At 60.6% G+C, this 23,880-nt stretch carries 16 protein-coding genes; 6 read left to right on the forward strand and 10 right to left on the reverse strand.

Annotated elements, in window-relative coordinates; all coding sequences use genetic code 11:
* Positions 1-10 precede the first annotated feature (10 nt).
* Positions 11-895, forward strand: coding sequence for a formyltetrahydrofolate deformylase (gene purU / locus ACOYQJ_RS23385; RefSeq protein WP_422908321.1), 885 nt, complete (start codon positions 11-13; stop codon positions 893-895).
* A gap of 384 nt (positions 896-1,279) precedes the next feature.
* Here purU and ACOYQJ_RS23390 read toward each other — a convergent pair whose 3' ends face one another.
* From ACOYQJ_RS23390 to ACOYQJ_RS23415, 6 genes are all read right to left on the reverse strand, one after another.
* Entirely contained in the window at positions 1,280-3,757 is a 2,478-nt protein-coding gene (locus ACOYQJ_RS23390) for a beta-glucosidase (RefSeq protein WP_422908322.1), read from the reverse strand.
* 156 nt (positions 3,758-3,913) lie between these two features.
* Positions 3,914-4,876, reverse strand: a complete 963-nt coding sequence (locus tag ACOYQJ_RS23395; protein WP_422908323.1) for a YHYH protein — start codon at positions 4,874-4,876, stop codon at positions 3,914-3,916.
* Between the two features lie 23 nt (positions 4,877-4,899).
* A complete protein-coding gene (locus ACOYQJ_RS23400) occupies positions 4,900-5,541 on the reverse strand; it encodes a PEBP family protein (protein ID WP_422908324.1) in 642 nt (213 codons plus the stop codon).
* 17 nt (positions 5,542-5,558) lie between these two features.
* The gene (locus tag ACOYQJ_RS23405; RefSeq protein ID WP_422908325.1) at positions 5,559-6,542 is read right to left on the reverse strand and encodes a YHYH protein; all 984 of its coding nucleotides are present in this window, start codon (positions 6,540-6,542) and stop codon (positions 5,559-5,561) included.
* A gap of 30 nt (positions 6,543-6,572) precedes the next feature.
* Positions 6,573-7,739, reverse strand: a complete 1,167-nt coding sequence (locus ACOYQJ_RS23410; protein WP_422908326.1) for a YHYH protein — start codon at positions 7,737-7,739, stop codon at positions 6,573-6,575.
* Entirely contained in the window at positions 7,736-8,149 is a 414-nt protein-coding gene (locus ACOYQJ_RS23415) for a MarR family winged helix-turn-helix transcriptional regulator (RefSeq protein WP_422908327.1), read from the reverse strand. Before ACOYQJ_RS23415 ends, ACOYQJ_RS23410 begins: the two co-directional genes overlap by 4 nt.
* A 139-nt stretch (positions 8,150-8,288) precedes the next feature.
* On the opposite strand from ACOYQJ_RS23415, the gene ACOYQJ_RS23420 reads away from it, so the two are divergent.
* Entirely contained in the window at positions 8,289-9,041 is a 753-nt protein-coding gene (locus ACOYQJ_RS23420; RefSeq protein ID WP_422908328.1) for a hypothetical protein, read from the forward strand.
* A 249-nt stretch (positions 9,042-9,290) separates the two neighbouring features.
* Here the strand turns inward: ACOYQJ_RS23420 and ACOYQJ_RS23425 are convergent, their stop codons facing one another.
* From ACOYQJ_RS23425 to ACOYQJ_RS23440, 4 genes are all read right to left on the reverse strand, one after another.
* Complete coding sequence (locus ACOYQJ_RS23425) at positions 9,291-10,559, reverse strand: peptidoglycan-binding domain-containing protein (protein WP_422908336.1); 1,269 nt, start codon at positions 10,557-10,559, stop codon at positions 9,291-9,293.
* Positions 10,560-10,572: 13 nt separating this feature from the next.
* Positions 10,573-11,859, reverse strand: coding sequence for a DUF3320 domain-containing protein (locus tag ACOYQJ_RS23430; RefSeq protein WP_422908329.1), 1,287 nt, complete (start codon positions 11,857-11,859; stop codon positions 10,573-10,575).
* A gap of 2 nt (positions 11,860-11,861) precedes the next feature.
* Positions 11,862-13,691, reverse strand: a complete 1,830-nt coding sequence (locus ACOYQJ_RS23435; protein ID WP_422908330.1) for a DEAD/DEAH box helicase — start codon at positions 13,689-13,691, stop codon at positions 11,862-11,864.
* A gap of 111 nt (positions 13,692-13,802) precedes the next feature.
* The gene (locus tag ACOYQJ_RS23440; protein ID WP_422908331.1) at positions 13,803-16,583 is read right to left on the reverse strand and encodes a DUF4011 domain-containing protein; all 2,781 of its coding nucleotides are present in this window, start codon (positions 16,581-16,583) and stop codon (positions 13,803-13,805) included.
* Positions 16,584-18,218: 1,635 nt separating this feature from the next.
* Between ACOYQJ_RS23440 and ACOYQJ_RS23445 the strand changes: the two genes are divergently transcribed.
* The 4 genes from ACOYQJ_RS23445 to ACOYQJ_RS23460 all read left to right on the forward strand — a co-directional run bounded on the left by ACOYQJ_RS23445 (position 18,219) and on the right by ACOYQJ_RS23460 (position 23,502).
* Positions 18,219-19,022 (forward strand): hypothetical protein, encoded by an 804-nt coding sequence (locus ACOYQJ_RS23445; protein WP_422908332.1) that lies wholly within the window; start codon positions 18,219-18,221, stop codon positions 19,020-19,022.
* A gap of 108 nt (positions 19,023-19,130) precedes the next feature.
* Positions 19,131-20,957: a site-specific integrase gene (locus ACOYQJ_RS23450; protein ID WP_422908333.1), complete on the forward strand. Its 1,827-nt coding sequence runs from the start codon at positions 19,131-19,133 to the stop codon at positions 20,955-20,957.
* Entirely contained in the window at positions 20,954-22,333 is a 1,380-nt protein-coding gene (locus ACOYQJ_RS23455; protein WP_422908334.1) for an FUSC family protein, read from the forward strand. Before ACOYQJ_RS23450 ends, ACOYQJ_RS23455 begins: the two co-directional genes overlap by 4 nt.
* Positions 22,334-22,353: 20 nt before the next feature.
* Entirely contained in the window at positions 22,354-23,502 is a 1,149-nt protein-coding gene (locus tag ACOYQJ_RS23460) for a BREX system Lon protease-like protein BrxL (protein ID WP_422908335.1), read from the forward strand.
* Positions 23,503-23,880: the final 378 nt, after the last annotated feature.

The following is a 23,880-nucleotide window of genomic DNA, read 5'->3' on the forward strand; positions in this document are numbered from 1 at the left end:
GGATAGCCTTATGACCAATTTTTGCCTGACCGTCACCTGCCCGTCGCAGCGCGGAATCGTTGCCGCGATTTCCACCTACATCGCGGAACAAGGCTGCAACATCACCGACAGTGCCCAGTTCGACGATGCTGACAATGGCCAGTTCTTCATGCGCATCAATGCGACCACCGAAACCGGCGCCGCGCTCGAGGACCTGCGCGAAGGCTTCGCCGAGGTCGCCAAGCCGTTCGGCATGACTTACGAGTTCCACGATCAGTCTGCCACGATGAAGGTGATCATCATGGTCTCCAGCTTCGGCCATTGCCTGAACGACCTGCTTTACCGGGTTCGCATCGGCGCGCTACCGATCGAGGTGGTCGCGGTGATCTCGAACCACATGGATTACCAGAAGGTGGTGGTGAATCAGGATATCCCCTTTCAATGCATAAAGGTCACCAAGGACAACAAGCCGCAGGCCGAAGCGCGGATCATGGAGGTGGTCGAGGAAACCGGCGCCGAGCTGATCGTGTTGGCCCGTTACATGCAGATCCTTTCTGACGCGATGTGCCAGAAGATGAGTGGCCGGATCATCAACATCCACCACTCCTTCCTGCCTTCATTCAAGGGCGCGAACCCCTACAAGCAGGCCTACGAGCGCGGTGTGAAGCTGATCGGTGCGACGTCGCATTACGTGACCGCAGATCTCGATGAAGGCCCAATCATCGAACAAGACATCGTGCGGATCACCCAAGCCCAAAGCGCCTCGGATTATGTCTCTCTCGGTCGCGATGTAGAGGCGGGTGTTCTGGCGCGGGCAATCCACGCGCATGCTCACCATCGGGTTTTCCTCAACGGCAACAAGACCGTAGTCTTTCCGGCATCGCCTGGCAGCTACACCTCAAAACGCATGGGCTGAAGCTGAATGGGCCGGGCTATTATCACGTACAAATCCGTTTCACGTCCTGAGACTGGCAATCCATGCGTAAATCGAAGGTCCGCCCTGTTGCCACTCAATCGTCGAATATGCTGCCCGATTCATAAGTGCCACTTCCTCCAAGGGAAGAGAACGCAGGTTGCGGACTTCTCATGGTATTGTAGGTTTCCCGACTGCGAACGTTCGTTGCAAGCGCGGAAGCTTGCGCTTGGTTGAACGCACCATTGGCATCGAGGATGATTTTAGGCGTTTTCATTCAAGTACGATGACCCTCTATTTCGCGAGGTAGTGCCGCTATTCGGCGGTTGAGATTTCCTGCGTGCGGACAAATTTGCTGCCGCGCCTGTCGGCGGTTTTGCTGGTCCGCTAAGCGGGCTCGGAATACGCCATGAGATTGATTTCCACTTCGACTGAGATGCTCGCCGCGGACGATCCAAGTGAAAGGACGTAACTTCCCGGATCGACAACCCAGGATCGCTTCGCGACGTCGAAATACGCAAAGTCGCGATGGGTCAGGCGTTTCTGCACTTGGCGACTCTCGCGTGGCTTCAAAGTGAGCTTCGCAAACCCTTTCAATTCACGCACGGGTCGCCTCAGCCTTGGCTGCCGCTGTCCGACATAGAGTTGTGCGACTGCACTGCCTTCGCGGTCTCCGATGTTGGTCAGACTGAAGGATACCGTCACGCCGGTCTCGTCGACCGACGCTTCGAGACCGCCCATGTCGAACTGCGTGTAGCTCAGCCCGTGCCCGAACGGGAACAGCGGCGCGATTCCCATAGCCTCATAGTGGCGATAGCCGACAAAGACGCCCTCCTGATAGCGGACCTTACTGTCGAGCCCGGGATAGACTTCGCGGTCCTGGCTCCATGTCGGGTTGTCCTGCCAGCGGCGCGAGAAGGTCTGCGGCAGGCGGCCGGAGGGGTCTGTGTCACCGAACAGCACGTCGGCTATGGCATTGCCAGCCTCCTGACCGGGATACCAGGCCTGAAGGATGGCCGGGGCATCGTCGACCCAAGGCATTTCGACCGGCCCGCCGGTTTGTAGGACGACAATAGTGCGCGGATTGGCGGCGAGGACGGCAGCGACGAGTTCATCCTGCTTGCCCGGCAGGGTGATGTCCTGCAAATCCGAGCCTTCGGTGTCCCATTGTTCTGACCGGCCGATGAAGACGATAGCCGTTTCGGCCTCAGTGGCGGCCCGGGCGGCCTCGGCAATCCCGGCATCTCCCATCGGCACGCCGATCCCGGCGCGGAATGCACCACCATACAGCAGTTTCATGTCCTTGGAGACGAACTCAATCACAACCTCGTAGGATCGGCCAGCCTCGAGAACCTTTTCACCGACGACCTCGTCGCAGCCTTCCTCGAAGTAGGTCCGCCCCTTGGTCCATGCACTATGGGCATCGGCGACCAGTTCGCCATCGACAAGGATCTTCGAGAACCCGGCGGAGTGGATCCCGAAGCGATGAATGCCATCGACCTCGGCGACGAAATCGCTCCGGATCAGCACCGAGAAGCGGCGTTGGTCGACCTTGCCTTCCGCGACAGGCGGCACCCAGAACCCTTCGGAGGCCTCCATCCGTTTGACATGAACAGGCGTGCCCTCGAAGCGCTTGTTGTCAAAGAACTCGGCTGTGATTTCGCCGTGGAAGAGGGGTTCCCAACGGTGATTGGTGCAGCCCGCGGCGTAGAGCAGCGCCTCTTCGCCCAGCCGTGCCGCCAGCCCGTCCCATGGAGAAATGCTGTAATGCGGAAAGATCTGCGCCGAGCCGCCACCCATGATCCTGGCGACCTTCGCGTTCGGCCCGATGACGGCAATCTTGCCGCTGGGCTGCGATAGGGGCAGCAGCCCATCGTTTTTCAACAGCACGCAGCCTGCAGCGCCCGCCTTTCGGATCAGGGCGCGGTGCTCGGGACGGTCATCGGCATGCTCCTCGAAGGGCCGCTGATCGTTCAGGGACCCGTCGCGCTCCATGAGTTTCAGGACGTTCGCGGCCCTCTCCCGCACCGTTTGCCGACTGACCTCGCCGGTCTCGACAGCGGCCAGCAATTTCTCTCCGCGGTCGCGTGTCGGGCCCGGCATTTCGAGCTCAAGGCCGGCATTGATCGTGGGTGCGGTGCTGTGGGAGCCGAACCAGTCCGACATGACCACGCCGTCGAACCCCCAGTCGCCGCGCAAGACGTCGTTCAACAGCCAGTCGTGCTCGGACGTATAGGTGCCGTTCAGCCGGTTGTAGGAAGTCATGACGGCCCATGCTCCGGCCTTCTTCACGGCATCTTCGAAGGGGCGCAGATAGACCTCGCGCAGGCTGCGCTCATCGATCTCGGACGATATGGTCGTGCGCTCGATCTCGCTCTCGTTTCCGACGAAATGCTTGACCGTGGCCGACACCCCGTTGTCCTGAAGACCCTTGATATAGCCGACGCCGAGGGCGGCCGTAAGTTCGGGGTCTTCCGAGTAGCATTCGAAATTGCGTCCGTTCGTGACGGAGCGATGGATATTGACGGTGGGCGCGAGCGAGACATGCGCGCCTTTCGATTTCACTTCCGCGGCGATTGCCGCGTCGATTTCCATCGCCAGTTCCGGATCCCAGGTGGCGCCGATGGCGATGCCGACGGGAAAGGCCGCGGCCGTGACGCCACCCACCAGACCGCCACTACCCCGCGCACCGCTGGGGCCGTCGGTGACGCGCAGCGACCCGATCCCGAGACGTTCGATCGGGTTGACCGACCAGAGGCCGTCCCCGGCCAGTATGGAGACCTGCTCTTCGAGAGTCAGTTCATCCAGCAGTTCATCGGTGGTCTTTCCGGTAAGCCGGGTTTGATTGGCCTTGTGAGCGGTCATTTATCTGTTCCCCTGCAAGTACGGCGTCGTCCTCGTCGAAGCGGGCGGTATTCGTGTTTCTTTACTTATTAAACATCAGTGCGTCCTGCGCGAAAGCCGGGCCAGCAAATGCAAATCCGATCAACGCCACCGCGACGAATTTGGACGGTGACATTTTCACCGGCAATACTCCCCGGTCTTGACGTCGCCGCCATCGGTCACGGTGCGGGTCTCGAAGGTGTAGCAGTCCGGCGTGTCTGACGGCGCATAACGCATGTAGTAGGCTTCGCCTTCATAGGTGTAGTCCATGCTGCGCCTGCCATCGGCCTCTTGCGTAAACACAAGGTTCTGCACACCGCCCTTGGGCGGCACGCCGGACGCCTGACCGCCACCAAACAATCCAGGTGAATCCATTGGTGCGACGCGCGGCAGATCGCGCATATCAAGCACCTCGCCCATCAGGCACTGAATGATATAGGGGGCCTCGGTCGAGGTATGATAGCGATAGCCGAAAGTGGCGTCGTGTTGTCCATTACAGACATCAAGCACATCCAGCGCGATGTGGGTGCCATCGGGGTTGTTGTCGCCGTAGATCGGAAACCCGTCATAGGCCCAGCCAATGATTGCAGCATCGCCTGCGTTTTTCATCTGCTCGATCATGCAGACTGGTTTGACGTGATAGTGGTAATCGTTGCCACGCCCGGCATGCCCGCCGCAAACGTCAAGCTGCTCGGTTTGCAGCGTGTCATGCTCGGTCTGCGTGTGGTAGAGGTCTTCAACCGTCATCTCCCCACCGCCGGTATAGTCATAAATCGGCACGCCGTTTACCGCCACACCCAAGGCTGCGTCGCGGGTTTGAGGGGTGGTGCCAAGACTGGGCGTCAGCGGGATTGGTGCGGAATAGTCCTTGGCGGGAACCGGAATCTGCTCGTTCGTGCCCACAATCCCTGTCATCAATTCATGATCAGGATAGGTGTCTGACGTGACAAGGGCGACATCGCCATCGCATGTGACAGTCACACGATCTGCAAAACCCGCATCAGCAACAGAGGCCGTTACCGCCTCACAATGATCTTCATGCGCAAACGCAGGGGCGGCAATAACGCAAAGCAGAGGCACGATTGGAAACAGGCGTGTCATGGCGTTGGTCTTTCCAAACGGGATCATTTGACGGTCAGACGGCACAGCATCGTGTTGCTTTGCTCAAGGTCGGGGCCCCAGATGAATTCGGCCGACCTGTTCCAAGTGATCTCGTCATATCCGTCTTTCGGACCCACCTCGCGGGCGGAATAGACATCAGCGGCAGGCCAGCTCGATGCATCGAATTCCGCCGTGTCCCAGCCCGCGGGCTCTTCTGATGCCTCAAACCCGCATGCGCCAACGCCAGCGACCGGATTGGCCTCGCTTTCGCAGAATTTGTCTAACGGAGCCTTGTGGATGACAAGGCAAGACCAATCCGCATTGCTGACCGCGACCAATTCGCCCGCCGCGTCCTTGATCTGCAATATCAGACCACCATCGCCCATTTGTTGCCGCCGCGTGCCGATGTATTCCAGCCCGGTGTCATTTTCCTTAAAGTCCTTCGCAATCAGACCGATCACAAAAGGCCTTTCCGCCTCGAACGTGAAGCTTTCGGCGTTGAACGACCGCTCTGTCGTGATCGGCACAGAGTCCTCGGCAACCTGCGCGCCGTTGATCCGCATCTCGAACCAGTTGTCGGCCCAGACATCGGCAGCGAAGGGTTCAGACGCCAGCGCCGAGGGCAGTAGGGCGAACAAGGTCAGGGCGGGGATGGCATAGTTCATGGTACTTCCCTTCGGGTTCATGGTCGCGGGCGACGCCTCGAGGCGTCACAAATGCCGCCCGAGTCCTCCAGCGTGCAGCCGGTCTGCGCGGTGAGGCAGCCAAGGATCGCGTTCGAGCCTGCCTCGCCCACATGGTAATGATAGCTGCCGTCCTCGCCCGCATGGCCGTTGCATTGACCGAGTCCGGCGGGTTCCGAGCCGTCCGCCATCAGGTGCGGCAGGATCGCCTGACCGTCCATTGCGATGCCGATCTGCGCGCCGTGACCGTCTGTCTCCGCTGCGCCGGGTGCAGCATCGAGGCAATCCGTGACCGCGTGGTAGTGGTAGCCCACATGTGGGTTCACATGTCCGCCGCAATCATCGAACGGGGCAACCGTATAGGCCCCGAGGATCGCGTCGACGGGCGCAGGTCCGTCCAGCCGGACGCCGTTATAGGCCACACCCGAGCCGGCCTCATTCGTTCGCGCCGCATCCGATGCAGCGACCGGCTCGAAGGGGATGACGTACGTCATGACCATCGCTTCGGGCAGCGTTTCGGGCAGGCACTGCACGCAGTAGTTCTGATAGGCCGGGTCCACGTCGGGCCGTGCAGCGGCCTGACATTCCTCCAGCGTGCCGGTATAGCGGATATCGCCCGTGTCTGGGTCGTAAAGCTGCCAGTTGGTGTCACCGTAGATTTCGGCAAGTCGGGTGATGAAGTCGCCGTCAACATCCACCGTTTTCCCGTCGAGGAACCAGATGCCACCTGCCTCCGGTCCATCGGAAATATGCTTCGGGCACCAAGGGCCGGGCGTGTAGGTCTGTGGATCGGCGGCCAGTGTGATTGAGAAACACTCCGTCTGTGCGCCTTGTGACAGCGTGCAGTCCACGACTTCGGGACCGGCAACGATTTCCGCAGCAGCGAAGAAATCCGTGACCCTGGCAAGGCGTGGATCGGTCTCGGCGAACGCCGGGGCAGCGGCCCCTGCGAGAAGAATGGCGATGAGGATCGTCGGTTTCATGTCGGACTCCGATTTGAAAGACGGTGGAAATTATGGATTGGGTGGCGGTGGCAATGCGTCGCGCAACGCCTCTTCGGTCACGCCAAGCTTTTCTGCGGCAGTCGCAAGGTCAGGTTGCTGACCGGGTCCTCCAAGCGCGTCGAGCAGGGCCTGCGGTGCGACGCCAAGTACGACTGCGGCATCTTCAAAGTCTGGGGGCATGCCGCCGGCGCCACCTTCGGGGCGTGGTGGCTCGTTACGGCCGTCCTGACCAGCCCTCTGCGCGCCGATCCCGGCTGTCGCGGTCGTTGTAAAGTTACCTTGTGCCTGAACGCCGACAAGACAGGGCGGCAGGTTCGGGAAGGTTTCTCGCGCGTGGTAATGATAGACCTCGGCGCCGTCCGCCACCGGGGCGACGTGGCCGTTGCATTGATCCAGACCTGCGGGTTCCGACCCGTCGGGCTCACGGCTGCCATAAAGCGCGAAGCCGTCGAAGGCATAGCCGAACTGTGCGCTGGCGTTCTGCTCCAGCGCGCAGACCGCATCGACATCTTCGGTCGCGAACACAGTGGCCATGTCTGTCGAGGTTGCATGCCAGTGATACCAGCCGCCCGGATCGACATGGCCTCCGCAAGTGTCCAGTGCGGGCATATGGCCCGTCATTTGAATGGAGGGCGCATCCGAAAAGATCGGAACGCCGTCAAGCGCGACGCCGACCTTGCCCACGGTGCCAAGCTGGGTAGGGGTAACTGCCATCATCGGATCGACAGGCAGAAGCATCGTGATCTCGACGCTCTCATCGACCGACACGTTTATGCAGGCGTGATCGACCGTGGGTCGCTCGGTCGCATTGTCGACGGAATAGACGTTTTCGTCATCGTCAAAGAAGCGATAGCCCAGCCCGTCGAGCATCCTCAGAAAGTCGCCGTCGATCCGGTAGAGCCCGGAATTCTCTCCGGTCCATTCCCAGATGCCGCCCGCGTCGTCCAGCGTTGCGGGGCAGAAAAGGCCGATCTTCAGCCCGCCTGGCAAATAGCCGACCGTGATCTTGTGGCATTGCGTTTGCGTGCCGTCCTCCAGCGTGCAGCCCACGATCTCAGGCGCCAAGAGGAAGGCGGATTGTACGAAATCGCCAGTGTCTGGATGCGCGAAGGCCGGGGTCGCGACGACAAGCGCCACCAGCAGGGCGAACGGTCGTATGCCGGTGCTCCGGGTCATGAAAGTTCCTTTCGTGGGTGTGCGGCCTCAACGTTCGGCGCACCAGGAACGCGACCGCCGAGGCTGTCGCGCAGTTCCAGGGTCACCCGTGCGAGCGTCGCTGCATTCTCCGTTCCAATCCGTTCCGCGATCAGGGTGTCGATGTCGTGCCAGGCGGCGTGGATGTCTGACAACAGCCCGCGCCCGCGAGCCGTCAGGCGCAGATGATTGCTACGCGCCTCGTCGGGATGCGGTTCGCGAGAGATAAAGCCCGCCTCGATCAGCCGGACCGTCATCGTGCTCATGCTGGCGGGGGTGATCCCAAATTCACGCGCGAGACTGACCTGTGACGCGGGTTCCATTCGGGACAAAGCCTGAATGATGCGGGCCTGCCGGGGCCGGACGCCGATTTCGGCGAGACGGTCACGCAACTGCTCCTCCACAAGGGCGGCCGCATGAAGAAGGAAGTGCAGGGAAAATGAGTCGGTTGCCATGCGAACAGTTAGTATGTTAACTGCAGTGGAATGACAACCGCCTTTCGGTGCGGCAATCGAAAGTGGGACTAACGAAATGACGCCGATGATCAGTCTTCTACAAAACCCGGTCACTGCGACCCGGGGCCGTTTCGTCGATGCAGTTCGCGCCATGCTGCCGACTCTCGCGCTGGTGGGCGTGATCTGGTCGGTGTCGAGCTGGGGATATTACGCCCTCGTCAACGCAATGGCGCTGGACAGCGGATATGACGATGCGCCGCTCCTCTTCGCCATTTACTATCTCACCTGGTCCGCCGTCGTTCTGCTGACATTCCGGCCTGTCTTTAGGGGTCGGCTATCGCGCCCCGTTCTTTTCGGACACGCGATCGCACTTGCGCCAATTCTGGCTGCCTATGGTGTCTTCGTCGCCGTGGCCCTTCCGCTACTGCCGGATGTGTCGGTCTTTCGTGCGCCGCCAAATCCGCCGGAATTCATGTTCGCCACCGCTTGGTACTACCTTCCCAAGTCAGCGGACATCCTGTTCCAGCAGGTTCTCGTCGCGGCCATGGTCCTTCGCGCACACCGCGCACGCGTGCCGCTCTCGGCGATCTCGCTCTTGATGGCCGTTCTCTTTGGCGGCTTCCATCTTACGCTCGCCCTCGAAGGGTTCTCGCCGCTCTATGTGGCCAGATTCACCATCGCTGCCTCGATCTTCGGGGTGATGATCCCATGGCTCTATTTACGTACACACCATGGATTCCGCTGGGCGTACGGACTGCACTGGGGTTTTTACGCGCTGGATGCGACCGTAACGCATCTCGTGCTGGCGGTGCCGAAATGGGCGATATAGTTGAATGTGACGGAAAGACCTAAAGGTCAATCCCCGCAGCCAAGGCGGTCGGTATCGGCCAATCCACCAGACAAGAAGACATTGGTGCAGTCCCAGCGAAATGGTGCTTTGTCCGCACACCGACGTGTCGTTGACAAAAATGCTGCACCAAGCGCTGACTGCCGCTTCGACAGGCCGCACCGCAGCATCCGGAGTGGTTGCTGGAAGGCGGCTTTGGGCCGTGATTAACATGCAAGGGATTGATCTGCTTCAGAAAGAAATCCCCAACGCACGCAGCGATGCCTTATCGGGAGCGCCAGTGACCCGGAGCCCCTTTGATTCCTGAAAAGCCCGCATGGCGCGTTTGCTGCCACTGCCCCAGGCGCCATCTGGCTTACCGGCATCGAACCCCACATTGTTCAGCAGCGCCTGGATGGCTTTCAGGTCGTCCTTCGACAGGTCCAAAGTCGAGAAGCCGCAGGCGGCGGCCACGGCTTCGACGGCCTTGGCCGTGCCTCTCATGTCGAAGGACGCATCGAAGGTCTTGCCGTTGTTGTCATACGTTCGCAGGAACAGTTTGCGGCTCTTCATCAGGTCCACCATCAGAGCGCTTCCCGCACTCCCGAAGACACCCGTGCCCTGGTTCGAGGTGAGCTTGCTCCATGAGGCGTTGACCGCGTCCGCGTCGTCGATCCGGTAGGTGACGCGGACCGTGTCGCTTAGGTAGTTGTAGGCCATGAAGCTGTCGACATCGTAGACGATAGACGGCGTGCCCTCATTACATTGCAGCAGCAGACGGCGCTTGTCCTGGAACGCCTCGGGATCGTAGTCGGAAAAATTGATGGCCAGCACCTTGGGCGAGTCGTCGATCTCGGCCCGCGTTTCCCGGATGCCGTACCATCCGGCAATGACGAAGCCTTCCTTGGCAAGCCCACTGAACAGACCCGAAGTGTAGTCAATATCCGGATAGTCTGGATCCGCCCAGGCCGGGGCAGTGGTCTCCGTGTCAAGCGGATCTTTCTCGGCACTGTCATCCTGGACTGCCGGCGGCTGCGAGGCGGCAAGTTGCGGCGTGGCGATGCCGTATTGCGCCTGATACCAGGCCAGTTTCAACTGGGCGAGCGCCAGCTTCTCGGTTTCGGCGCGGGTCAGAGCCATGGCCTGAACCAATCCGCCACTGGAGCGCGCCTCGGCTTCTGCTGCGGCGACAACATCTGTCTGTTTTTGGATATCGGCCAGGATTTCCGCTGCACGGGCTGCATCGGAGGCAACCGAGGGCACCACGAGTTCCGGCGAAAGACCCGCCTCAGCGCTCAACTGACGATTTTCGAGCAAGGCGCGGTTCATCTTCAGGACTTCGAGACGGTATTGTGCCAGCGCCTGCACAACCCCGCCATCGTAACGAGCCACCACCTTTTCTGCGTCGGCAATACGTTGGGTGATCTCGGCAATATCGGCCGGGAAATCCGCATCTTGCGCCCAGGCCGGAACCGTCATGAACAGTCCGACAACCGCCACGATGAAATTTGCTCGTTTCATGGGGTTCACTCCTTCATTCCGGATAGGGGTCGCCCAAGGCAGGGTTATCCGTCCCCTGCCCCAGTTGAGCCGCAAGCTTGGCAATGTCCGACCGGAAAGATTGTGTGACACGCCCGTAACCAAGCACATGCGCCACGGTTTCCGCCAGATCTTCGGGCCCTCGGTCCAGCGTTTCGCGGATCAGGCCAAGTTTTTCCGGCAAGGGAACCTCTTTCCATTGCCGCAGACGCCCGACGACTTCGAGGCCGCGGAACGGTAGGACGTCAGTCGGCTCCAACGTTTCAGGCCAGAAGATCCAATGTTCATCCGCGGAACGGGTTCGCGGGGCGACCCGCTCGACGGCATGCCAGATGGTTGATGAAATCCTTTTACCGGTCTTCTGGAACCCGTGGTCCCTTGCGATCAGATCACTCAACCGTTTGAAAGTGATCGGAGCCTCTTCGCGGACATACCTCGCAGCCAGCTGCCTCAGTGTTTCGGCATAGTCTGGGGCGTGGAACGAGTCAGGATCGAGGTCGGGATCAGGCTGTCTCGTGTCCGCGAAATCCAGTTCCGGCGCGATCGTGGTGTCCTCTGCTGCCATGCCCGCTGCCAATCGGCGATCCGATTCTTCGGCGGGATGGTCGAGCGCGGCCGGCGCACGATCCGGCCCGGGCAAGGCCGAGGACGCGACATCATCGGCCAAAACGTAGTTCTCGTGCTCCGTAGGCTCCGCCTGCACATCGCTGTGCTCCGGTTCTGCGGGTTCCTCGACAGCCGATACAGCCGCCTCTTCGGCAAGCCTATCCGCTTCGCGGACCGTTTCCAGCAGGGCTTCGAGGTCACGATGCAGCTGCTCCAGCCGCGTTTCAGGGTCGATGAACCAATCCGTCGACCAGACCCTCAACAGCCGCCACCCCAATCGTTCGAGGATGATGTGGCGCACGCGATCCCTGTCACGGGCCGAGGCCGAGGAGTGATAGGCCGCCCCGTCGCATTCAATCCCCGCCAAGAACTCGCCGGGCTTGTCGGGATGCACCACGCCAAGGTCGATACGGAATTTCGAGACGCCGATCTGCGTCCGGATGGTCCAGCCCTTGGCCCGCAGGCGTTCAGCGACGGCCATCTCGAAATCGGAATCGTAATCGCTGTGACCATGCGACCTGACCGCCCGCCCCAGCGCCGCCGGGCCTTGGGCTGCGAATTCGAGGTAGCGCTTGAGATCCCGGACCGCCTCGGATTGCGTGCGCGTCAGGTCGATCATCGCGGGATCGAAGCTGCAGAAGATGGCCACCTCGCTTGTGGCGCGGGTGATCGCCACGTTCAGCCGCCGCCCCCCTTCTGGTTCAGGGGACCGAAGTTCATGGAGATTGTCTGCGCGCCCGGTTCGGTCGGGCCGTAGCAGATGGAAATCAGTATGACGTCGCGCTGGTCCCCCTGCACCGTCTCAAGGTTCTTGACGAAGACCGGCTCGGACACCTTGGGACCAAAATACTTTTCGAGCGATGGATCGGACCGCCGCGCCTCGTCCAGCAGGTTTTCCACCAGACGCTGCTGTTCCGTGTTCAGCGTCACGACCCCGATGGACAGATGCCGCCGCGCCGGGTCCTTCAGATGCGCAACCAGTTCGGCTACGACCGACTGTGCTTCCTGCGGGTTGTTGCAACCCTTGCCCCTTGCATAGACACCCTCAACCCGTTCCAGACGCACCGCCGTGTCACGCGTGTCGGCCGAGGGATAGGTGACCAGCTGCCCCTCATAATAAGCATAGTTCGAGAAGGCGATCAGGCTTTCGTGACGGCTGCGATAATGCCCGGTCAGCCGGTGCAGCGGCACGCGGGCGGCCAATGCCTCGTCGAGGATGCTTTCGAGATCGGCCATGATCATGCCGTCGCCGTCATCATCCCCGGCGTCTCTGGAAAAGAAATTGGTGGGCGGCATCTGTTTCGGGTCGCCGACGATGATGCTGCGCTGCCCGCGCGCGATGGCGCCGATCGCGTCGGGCACGGTGATCTGACTCGCCTCGTCGAAGACCACCAGGTCGAAAAGCTCTGACTCTGCTGGCAGGAACTGCGCCACCGACAGAGGGCTCATCATCAGGCAGGGCGTCAACCGGGTGAGCGAGGTGCCCATCTCCTTGACCAACTGACGCACCGGTGCCGCCCGCGCACCGCGCTGCAATTGCCGCGCCAGCACGCCAAGCCCGGGATCCGCCGTGGTCTGGCGATCCGGTATCTCGCCCGACAAGCGCGCCCGCACATAGGCGGCCGTCAACCCGGCAAAGGCCGCATCAAGCTTACGAAAATCCGAGATGTCGGCGGCATGGGTCGTTGCCGAAAACCGGCGCAAAAGCGGACTGGCGTCGATCAACTCTGGCGCGGCCCAGCGGCAATAGGCGGTGCGGAAGACCTCTACTGTCCCTTCGTGTTCCAGCGTGCCGGTTTCCAACGCGCGGGCGAGCGCCCCGAGACCCTTCTCCTCGGCATCGCGGCGGGCCGAAACCCAGCCGCACCAAGCATTGAGCCGCCGCACCCGGTCGGCAACTGCCGCCGTAGATGCAATGACCTGCTCCAACGGCTGGAGTTCCGGCGTCTGCCCAGCGGGCACGGTCAGACCATGCCAATCCGCCTCAGCGGCAATGAAACTGTCCAGCCCAGCACGCAGATCGGCACTGGCACGGTCCGTCGCTCCTCCCGGTTCCAGCAGATCGCGCCCCTCACACAGGCGCAACCGCAGCGCCGCGCGCAGGGTCACGATATCATGCCCGGCATCGCCAAGGCGCAACATCGAGGCGCGCAATGCCTCCCCGCCCGTGATCGCAGCTTGCAGGGACTGAACTGAGGTGCCGTGGCCCTTCCATGGCGTTCCGTCAGGCAAGCGGCCTGCGATTTCAGCCATCTGCCGGTGCAGCGATGCCAGTTCCGCCAGCTTTTCCAGATCGTTCTCCGGGGTCTCGCCACCTTGACCAATCTGGCTTGTTATGGCCGCGCGCAGTTTCTTCAGGGCTCCTCCCCGGGTTAGGAAGCTACGCCCCTGAGCTTCGGAGCGCTCGGCGGTCCATGCCGCGATCGGGGCCGTGGCGATAGCCTCATCGCGATAACTTTTCGGCAGTGCGCTGCGCACCTCCTGCCAGCGTTCGAGCAGCGAAAGCAATGCCGCGAGACCTTCGACCGCGCCCCGCCCTTCCGGCGTCAGAGCAAATCCGAGGTCGGTCGCAAGGCACTGCGGGAAACAAAGGGAAAGGTCAGCGAGCGCCGTAGCTTCTTATCGCGACGCCGTCCCGGTCAGGTCCAGTCGCTGTGCCAGCGCATCTCGGGCATCAAGCAGCGCTTGCGCCGCCTGCCCCAACCGCCGCGCGGCCTCGACCACCTGCCCCTGCCACGCGAAGTTCCACTCCTCGGTTCCGATCCCGGCAAAGCTCTCGAAATCCTCAGGTTCCGTTTCGCTGAACCTCTGGCCAAGCCTGCGGGCCGCAGTGCAAAGGCCGTCGAATGCCTCCGGCGTGGGCGCGAAGCCGACAGGGCCCTGCCGTGCCGGCCAATCGAGCGCGACGCGGTGCAAGTCGCCGTAGCGCAGGGTCCGCCCCATGGCATCGCGCGCGCTGATCCCTGCCGGTCCCGGCGAATGCAGGGCGTCTACCAACCCGTTCAACCGATCCCGCAACTCTGCAAGCCGCTCCGCCTCCCGGACCCATTCGGCCTGATCGAGCGTGTCATGACTGGACCAGGCGCTGTCGAGCTGGTCCAGCACCGCCTTCTTGTTCGCCTTGTTCGAGTGCAACTCAAGGCAGAAGTCGCCGAGGCCCACTTCTTTCAGCCGCCGATAGACAACGTCCAGCGCGGCCATCTTCTCGGAAACGAACAGCACCCGGTTCCCCAGTGCCAGATTGTGCGCGATGATGTTGCCGATGGTCTCGGACTTGCCAGTCCCCGGCGGCCCCTCCAGCACGAAATCCCCCTCCTGCCCCGAGGCATGCACCGCAACCAGTTGGCCGCTGTCGGCATTCAGCGGCGCAAAGACATCCGACGGCGCGATCCGGCGGTCGATCTCGCGCGGCTCGATGAAGGAGGACGGCGTGGCAAAGGGCGCGCGCGGCGTGTCGATCAGGTGGCGCACCAGCGGCGCCTCCTTCAGGCGCTCGGTACGGTCGGCGAGGTCCTTCCACATCAGATACTTGGCAAAGGAGAAGGTCCCGAGGATCACGTCTTCGGTCACTTCGAACCCGGGCACGTTGCGCACCCGATGCCGCACCAGATCCCATATCCGGGCCACGTCAACCCCGCTGTCATCACGCGGCAGCTCGCCCGCCAAGTCCGGCAGGTCGATGCCGAAATCCTGCTTCAGCATCTGCAACAGGGTCAGGTTGAACACCGTGTCATCATCATGCCGCACCAGCACCGGCTTCGACCGGGCACTGGCCCGTTCCAGACGCACGGGGACAAGGATCATCGGCGCGCGGCTATCGTTGCTCGTGCCGGTAGGCGTCCAGCGCAGCATCCCAAGCGCCAGGAACAGCGTGTTGCTGCCGCCTTCCTCGATATCCGCCCGCGCTTTGCGATAGAGGTCGATCCCGGCCTTCTCCACCGTCTTGGGATCGGTATTGGCGATGATTTCCTTGCGTTCCAGCGAATCCAGCGCGTGGTTGCGCGCCCAGTCGTCTCCGGTGCGCAGGGTGAATTGGGCACGGTCACTGTCGCTGCCCTTGGGACCCTTTTCCGGCGGCGGAGTCAGTCGCAGGCGGGCACCACCGGCCAGCAAGTCTTCAAGCCGCCCGGGGTCCGGGCAGAAGATCGGCAGCGCCGTGGATGAGGGTTTGACATTCAGCAGGCGGTTGCGGCGCGACAGATCCAGCAGGCTGCGCTTCCAGGTGGCCAGCCGTTCCTCCGGCGTCTTCTCGGACAGGTCGAGGTCGTCGGCCTGCTCGAAGGCAGGCAGGTCGTCGGGCGGGATGTCCAGAGGCGGCACCGCGGTCGGGGCGGTTGCATCCTCCGTTCCCACCTCGGACAGCGACGACAACGGCTGAATGCTCCGCTTTCGGGCCTGATGGATGTCCAGCGCATAGACAAAATCCCCGTCGTGCTCCTCGGCAATCTGTCGGTTGGCCTCGTTGATCGCCTTGGTGAACGGCAGCGGATGCCCTGCCGTGGCCATCGTCGTCTCGAACAGGACAAGTTCCCGCAGATCCTTGGCCTTTCGAACCACCAGCGGATCATCGACCGTCATTGTTGGAAACCACGCCGGTTGCAGCCAAGCACCTGCAAAGGCATGTCCCTTGGTGAACACCACGACGGGGTGCAGCCCCGCCTGCTCGAAGGCCGCGGCAAAGAGCAGCGCGGTATCAAGGCAGGTCGACAAGCCGGTGTGGCGGATATCGGAGGGCAGACGGACCTTCTGCCCGGTCGTCTCGAAGCTGGCGGGCGGCACGGCATAGGTCAGCCCCTGCGCACTGACGGCTGCCCAAATTGCTGACATCAACTCCCATGACCGCTGCGTCGATTTCGACTGGTAGCCGTTGATCGAACCATCGCGCCCGCCCTCGATCAGGATCTTCGAGGCATCCTTCAGCACCTTCTGCACGAACCCGTCGTTCGGCGTGACGAAGGCTGCCAGAAGCTCCGGCATGTAGCGCGCGCCACCCCATTCATTGCGGGCCAGCGCCTCCACCGTGTCGGTCGTCTCGGCAAGGATCTCCTCGCCCTGCCGAAGGACAATTCGGACGTCGGCGCGTAGTCGGTCCGTGAGCTTGTCCAGCAGTCCCCCGGCCAGCGGCAGACGCAGGTCCGTGATCCGCAGCCTGGCCCCTGCATCCAGACGGTCGATGGTCCAATCCCGCGCGCCAAAAATCGCCGGGTCGGCAGAGACCGACAGGCACAGGTTCTCAAGTGGTGCCTCAGACGGGTTCTCGACGCTCAACTCAAGCAGAACGGGGACGTCGTTCTGATGAGATGCGAAAGTGATCTTGCGCGAGAACTCAGCGTTCAGGATTGGCTCCGGGGGTGTTGCCGCTTCTTCGACCGATCCCTCGACCGCAATTATATCCGACATCAAAAATTCCCTCGCGAACAAACTTCTTTCCAACTTGGAGAGTATCTTCATACAACCTGCCTGCAAGCAGCAAGAATGATGGCTGCATGTTTCTATGCTCTTCCAAACGCGAAAATGAGGCGTGGTCGACGAATGGCTGTTCTGTTGCAGTTGAACTGCAGCGCAGCATTTATGATGGGACAGGCAGTACAGGGCCGATCCAGCCCCAAAATACGGCCTGCTTCAGTATCCGTGTCTGATGTAGCAAGAACTTGACAGGCAAGGCTAATGTGCGTCGGTCATCGGTCTGCCGTCGCAATGTTGGCCAATTGCACTGCGAAAACGCAGAGGCAGATTTGACTATCGGGATCGTACGGTCTTACACGCCAACCAAGGCTGGCGAATGCTTCTGCAGAAGCGGCGGACTCGGACACGAGCGCGCCAACTGCCAACGTGGCGATCCGACAGGTCAACCAGGCAATGTTTTAATATCCATGAGCTGTTTGCGGCGTCGAAGTCATCGCAGAGGCAATTAGAAGCGAGCGCCACCGCGCCCGTGGTAGTCTCCCGTCGGTGGCCGGGAACCCGAAGACCGCCAAAACGGTCTCCTGTGACGGAGGCAATAGAGATTTGCCCAAACAGCACATTCTGCCTCGCCTGATACAGCTGATACAGATGTCACCACTTCTGGAGAATGATCAAATCGCCGCAGCGCGCTGCCTTTTGGTGGTGAGTGGTGGCTTTCATGTGCGTCACGACATGCGGTGTGGCGAGTTACCTCCTTTCTGTTTGCTCACAACGCGATCTTCGACCGCATCTCCGTTTCTGTCCGTCGTGGGAATGAAATGGAACAACTCAGTTCCGGCAGAAACGAAAACCCGGTAGAAAGCCGAAAATATCAGTCAAGAGTTTGCCACGCGTGGCTGCATGCGTCTTGGTTTGGCAGACGATCCGACTAAAGTGTCGAGGCCAAGACGATACCCTGCCCCCTGAACCATACAAAGCAGTTCATGGTCGTTATGCAGCCGGCATGAAGAATCCTATGAGCGCAACTCCTGAAACTCGAAAACGCCAAGTGCTTGGGAAGGGGCGTCCTTCACCGAGAACGACGGGAAGTTGTTCTCCGTCGCATTTTTCGCCCTCCCACTAAAGATAAGGCAACGGACCGCGCGCGAATTTCCAAGCTGCTGCGCCGCAACAGAAACACTGCTGCATGCGATTGCAACTTCTGGTTCTGCGGGTCCAATGCCCGAACCAAAGCGACCGAGCTCCGAACCAAAGCGACCAATGTCCGAAACAGAGCGACCCAGCTCCGAGGGAAAGCGACCGACCACCTATAACCATCTGGAAAAAGGCAATTAATACCGTTCTGAAAAAAGAGAAAGAAGAGAACCCTTTGAAAATGTCGCGCTGCGACGGGGATCCTTGGACTCAGTCTGGCATTGGTCTCCGGCTGACACAGCAAACCCGGCGGAACCGCTTTGCTTTGTGAGCTCATGTCTGTTTCGTCGCCATGAACCGTAACATGACCGTCTGGCGACTATGATGCGAAATTGGGAGGTGTTTGCGGCATTGCTCTGCCCGCGATGCACCTACCTGAAAAGTTTTCCAGACTGACAAGCCCGGACCCATCTCCGCTTCAACAGGAGATGCTCCATGACAGAATTTACACCCTTCAAGAAATTCCACCCGGCAACCAAGGACGAGTTGGCGCGTTGGTCGACCTTCTCGCGCAATACCATCGGCCCTTGCCTATCACGCCTCGGTGTTCCGCCGTTTGGCAAACGCTATCCGATGATCCGCGTTTATTCCGGAATGCTCGGCATGACGCCTGCCGATCAAGCGGAAGAAGTGTTGCTTGGCGCCGGTCTGGTCCGCACGACCCACGTCGCCGAGATGGTTGGCATGTCGGTGGATGCGCTGCACGCAGAGTTGCGCCGAATGGCCAACGCCTATCCGCCCCTTTTCGTATTCGGCTCAAAGCGGCACCTCATGCTGCGCGCCCAAGTCGAGCAGATGCTCTCGAGTCCGCGTAACGCTTGGCATGAGATGGAGATCCGGGCAGAGCATGCTCGGCCGGCATCCCGTCTTGCGCGGGCCCTGGGCGTGTCGCAGGCGCGGATCGACGCGCTTCTTGCAAGCAATGCCAGCCCACCTGCGCATGTCATTGCCGGTGGACGCACCCGATACCTTGTCGCTGACGTGACGGCGCGGCTGGCTGAAGGGACATCGGCCACCCGCCCTGCCCTGCCCCCGCAAAACACCTCTCCTGACATGGAAACCACCGGTGCCACGCCCGTGGCGCCCGCCCCGACCGCTGGCGGTCTTTTCTCACGCGCGGTTTCTGCGATCTCGGCCGGGGCGCCCACAGCCGCAGGGCGCACGCAGTCCGCTCCGGACGCCCGCAGAGGCGATCGCGCGCACGGGGTCCCGCCGGAGGCGAAACTCTCGGACACATAAGGCACCGTTAAGTATCCGTTTTTCCCGACTCCGGCGCACACAATCGCTTCGTCTGCACGGAAACCGGCCAACTCGCCCCTCAAACGCACAGACATGAAAGGATAGTCCATGGGCGTTTTTTCAGCCGCGGTTGCGACCGCAATTGACCAAACGGCAACCCGCGTCGTCACGATGCAAACCGTGTTCGACGACACGACGCAGCAAACCGAGCGCAATCGCATCGCGCGGATCGCAGATTTCTTCGACGCGCCACTGTCGACATTCGGCGGCGACTTGCTGACTTGGTTCGACGCCCATTTCCCGCCAGTCAAAAAGCTTGGCGCGGCTCCTTTGCCCGGACATGACCGCGTGTTTTGGACCTCCAGGGGCTCATACCAAAAATGGCGCGAAGTCGTGCGCCGCAGGATTTGCCATACGACCGGCGTGACGGACGCAAAGAAGGAGCTGCGCAACCGCATCGATGGCTGGACGCCGCTTCTTGGTCTGCTCGATGAACTGAAGAAGGGCGTTGGACCATTACACTCGGCAAGCGTTGGCGCCATCGTCGCATTTTCTGATATGGCACGCGCTGCAGGTCTCAACCCGGCTGATCTCACGCCTGATGTCGTGCCTGATTTCCTTAAAAGCTTGCCGCTAATGGAACGGGAGCGCGCCGCGAAAGCGTTGCGCGCGTTGGCCCGTGCGCAAGTTGTGAATCAGGTCGCGGAATTTCTGCCCGAGGGGTTCGATCCGGCATACCTCATTCCTGCGGACCGCTCGTCTCTTCCGGATACCGTACGAGCGATGATCGCTGAAATGGTGCACAACGTCCGGTTCGACAAAAGCACATACGAAGATGTTTCTGAAAGCAGCCAACCTAAATTCGGCCAAGAAGCCTCCGCAACATATGAAGCCGCGCTGATTGCCCTTGCGCGCACCGCGCAGGATCTGGGCTGTGTGGAGCTGGAGACGTTGAACCGTCCTGACAACCTTTTCCGTTGCGAGACCCGGGTTGCCGTACTGAGAGCGTGGACTGACCCAGGAAATACAACTCGGCCATTCTCTCTTAGAACGGCAGCGTCATACACACGCATCATCGCTCAGGTCGGCAAAGAAAACGGCTTGGACACAAGTGCCTGGGAGGCAAGCCTCAAGAAAAATACCGCGCTGAAAGAAGGCCGTGCCACCAACGAAACCATGTCTCCGAAGGTGCAGCGCTTCTGCGAGGGTTTGATTGCCAACCAAAAAAACGTCCGGACTTTTTTGCGGCAGCATGTTCTGTATCAAGAACGCGCGAAAGACATCCTTGCAACCGACGAGAAGCTGACCCTCAGCCAGACACGACGGGTCCGACAGTTCGGAACCTGCGCCGCTTTCGCTGCCATGGAAATCCGCGGCGCGGGACTTCGAAAGGGCAGCGCGCTTGCCACGCAAAGTCACGGTGTGAACCCGAACCTGTTCTTTCGCAATAACGGTCAGGAACGCTGGTACGAATTACGGGTGTCCCGAAAAGACATGAAAGGCGAATACGTCGAACTGCCAGCCATCCGCATCCGAGATGACAAATACGAGGGCTTCGCTGTGCTGGACTGGTATCTGAAATCGATCCGGCCACTCTCCAATTTTGGCAACGCCGAATACTGTGAGCAGAACGTTTGCGCGATGTCGCCGTATCTTTTTGTGGCCGAAAAGTCAGCCGATGCGCTGGACGGCAAGCTGTTCTATAGGTGGCTGACATCGTGCAGCCACGCCATCGGCCTTCGGATGAATCCGCACAATTACCGGCACGGGTTTGCAACACTGCTGCTCGCGCGATCCTGGTCAAACCGCGGACGCGCCGCAGCGTATCTCGGTTGTTCCGTCGGTGTTCTGGACACGTACTACGCATGGCTCGACAAGCGTCAGAAGCTCGAAGAAGTGCAGGACATGCTCGCGGAGGCTCTGACCGGAAAATGACCCGACATGCCATTCTCTCAAAGCCGCACTGGCGGCACGATGCGGCATCCCCAGTGCTGCTTTCCATGCCCATTGAAGAGCTGCGCGCCCTCGACAGCCTTGTCGAGTTCATCGTCAAACATGGTTGCGGGCAGTTGGAGATCTCTGACTGCCGGGCTTGGGCCCGCATGAACGAAGGCGTGACCGCATTGCGCCACGCGGCCGCCGCCCTGCAAAAAACCGATGGTAACGATGCGCCGCCGCTTGCTGCACTGCACGCTGCCGAAAGCGAATTGGCGGCCTGCGCATCATTCGGAGGCATTCGCCGAGAAACAACCAGGATCTACACCCGCTCCATCTCTCTGTCTGAAGACGACTTGCCAGAGGCTTGGAAGACGCAATTGTCGCGGATCCACGATCGCATCTTCGACGGCGAGGTGGTGAAAGCCCCTGATTTGCTGGACCGCATGACCCGGAAACTCTGTCAGTTCGGCTGGTTTCTACGCAAAAGTGACATGCCTTTAATGCTCGACATCCCTGGATTGCGCGCATTCTACACGTATGAAACCACACGCATCTCCATGCGCGGCGCACCGCTGCGACCAGCGACGATAACGGCCACGTTCGCGGACCTACGCGACTTCGCGGCCATGTCGCAGGCCTACCCCGCCGGGTTGGTCAGTGAAATCGACAAGCTTCTGGTCAAATTGCGAGACCGCGCAGATGTTGTGCAACCTCAAAAATACGCGGCTCTCGCCAGACTGGACGTCTCTCGAATCATCCCGCGGGCTGCAGAGATCGCCGCTGGGGTTCCAAATTATAGGAATCCCGCGCAGCGGGTGATCCAACGCAACCGCGCCATGGCGCTCGCAGTACCGCCCATGACTCCCTTGCGCCGAGAATGGCATGACATTCGCTTTGGGCGGGACCTTGTCTGGTCTGCCGGGCGTTACCGCTTGCGCGATTTCAAGCTGCGCAAGACACGGCACCAAGTCGGGCGAGAAGCATATCCGGGTTCGATTCATCCGAGTGTGCAGAGCTATGTCGACGCCCGGCTTTTGCAGGACGACGACGCGACCTATCTTGACGAATTCCGCGCGGTGGCGGAGGCCGAGCGATGGCCGCTGTTCCAACACCCTGACAGCGGCGACGTTTCTGAAAACTACGTATCGCAGGTCTGGTCAGTAGAGTTTGGAACCGGCGCGCATATCTGTCGGACAATCGTCTATGACATCGTGTTCGCGATCAGCGAAGGCGCGACACTGGCCGGCATGGTCCTGAACGATCACACCTCCCGCCAAGCACGCAAGAAATACACCAGCGACCAAGCCGCCGCAGCAGCCCTCGCCGCAGCGTCGGCGGAGCTGAACGACATAACGGATATGTTCCTTGAGTGACGAGGAAGCTCCCCTCCAGCATGGCTCAAGCTCGGTACGGCTTCGTCGGAAACACAGATCATAATGTGCCCTTCATGCTGAAGAATTCCGACCTGTTCGAAGCCCTTCCCCCGCAGTTTCATGACAGCGCCTTCATCGACCGGCTGCACGCCTACCTGCCCGGTTGGGAAGTCGATGTGATCCGCGGCGAGATGTTCACATCAGGCTACGGCTTCATCGTCGACTACCTCGCCGAGATTCTGCGCCACCTCCGCCAAGAGGATTTCTCCAACCGTCCCGACCAATATTTCCAGGTCAGTCCGCAGATCTCGACCCGTGACAGGGATGCCGTCTACAAGACGATGTCGGGCCTTTTGAAGGTGATCTTCCCAGCCGGCGGCGAGAGCGCCGACGACGTCGAAGAACTGCTGCAACTGGCCTTGGAAAGCCGCAAGCGGGTCAAGGACCAGCTGTTCCGCATTGATGCGACTTATCCGGAGGTCGACTTTTACTACGCGGGCTCAGACGGCGAAAAGCTTCGGGTCCAGACGGTCGAAGAACAGGAATTCCCGCAGTTCTATCATCGTCGCCAGGCTGCTGCAGAAGGGCCCTCTACGACGATTCCGGAGGCAGAAGACTTCGACGTCATCGAAAGTTCGTCGCCCGAAGCGCCGGGTACAGCCGCACCCCAGCAAAAACCTCAACTCGAGGAAGGACACATCGTATTTGCTGAGAACCGTAAGGGCCTGAGTTTCGAAAAGCTTTTCGGTCCCTACACGGACGGGGCCAGCAGGATCGTCGTGACCGACCCTTACGTTCGCAAGCCCTATCAGGTTCGGACCATGATGGAATTCGTGGAGATGATTGTTTGCCGCAAGCAACCCGAAGATCAGGTCGCGATCCATCTCGTCACCTGCCCCAACGAAGGCGAAGTCCAGAAGCAACGTGAGCTACTCGACAGCATCTCGGAAGCCTGCGTTGGCACGGGCGTTGCGTTCACCTGGGCGTTCGACACGTCCGGAACGGCACACGCCCGCGACATCGTGACTGACACTGGCTGGAAGATGGTCCTCGATCGTGGTCTGGACATTTTCCAAGCGCCGCTGCGCAGAGAAGGCTTCAGTCTTGGTGACCGACTTCAGGAACATCGTATGGTTAAGGGGTTTTATGTGACGTACGTTCGTCTTTGAGGCACAAATCGCTCACTTGCATGCGTATTTCGCGGAACTTGGGGAGTGACTGAACGCGATCTCGGGCACGCGTATCACGGATTGTCAATCGGCACCGAATATTGGGTCCGACTCAAATTCTGTGACGCCGTCATGCCGAATGCTGGAGACGCGCCAGGAGAAGGTCGATACCGGCAGCACCATACATCTGCCGCTTCGACATCTTCAGCCTGTTGATCTGGCCTTCTGTCTGGCCTGTCGCAGTCGTGGGTATGGCAACGGCCTCGGTCGGTGCCTTCAGAGATGGATCCTTCAAATGTTTCGTAACCGCCCGATTGATACCGCGGTTTAAGCGGGTGCCCAGTTCCAGGGGAGCAGTTCATCAATCCTGTTGATCTT

The sequence above is a fragment of the Pacificoceanicola algae genome, from assembly GCF_049341065.1.
Classification (GTDB): domain Bacteria; phylum Pseudomonadota; class Alphaproteobacteria; order Rhodobacterales; family Rhodobacteraceae; genus Pacificoceanicola.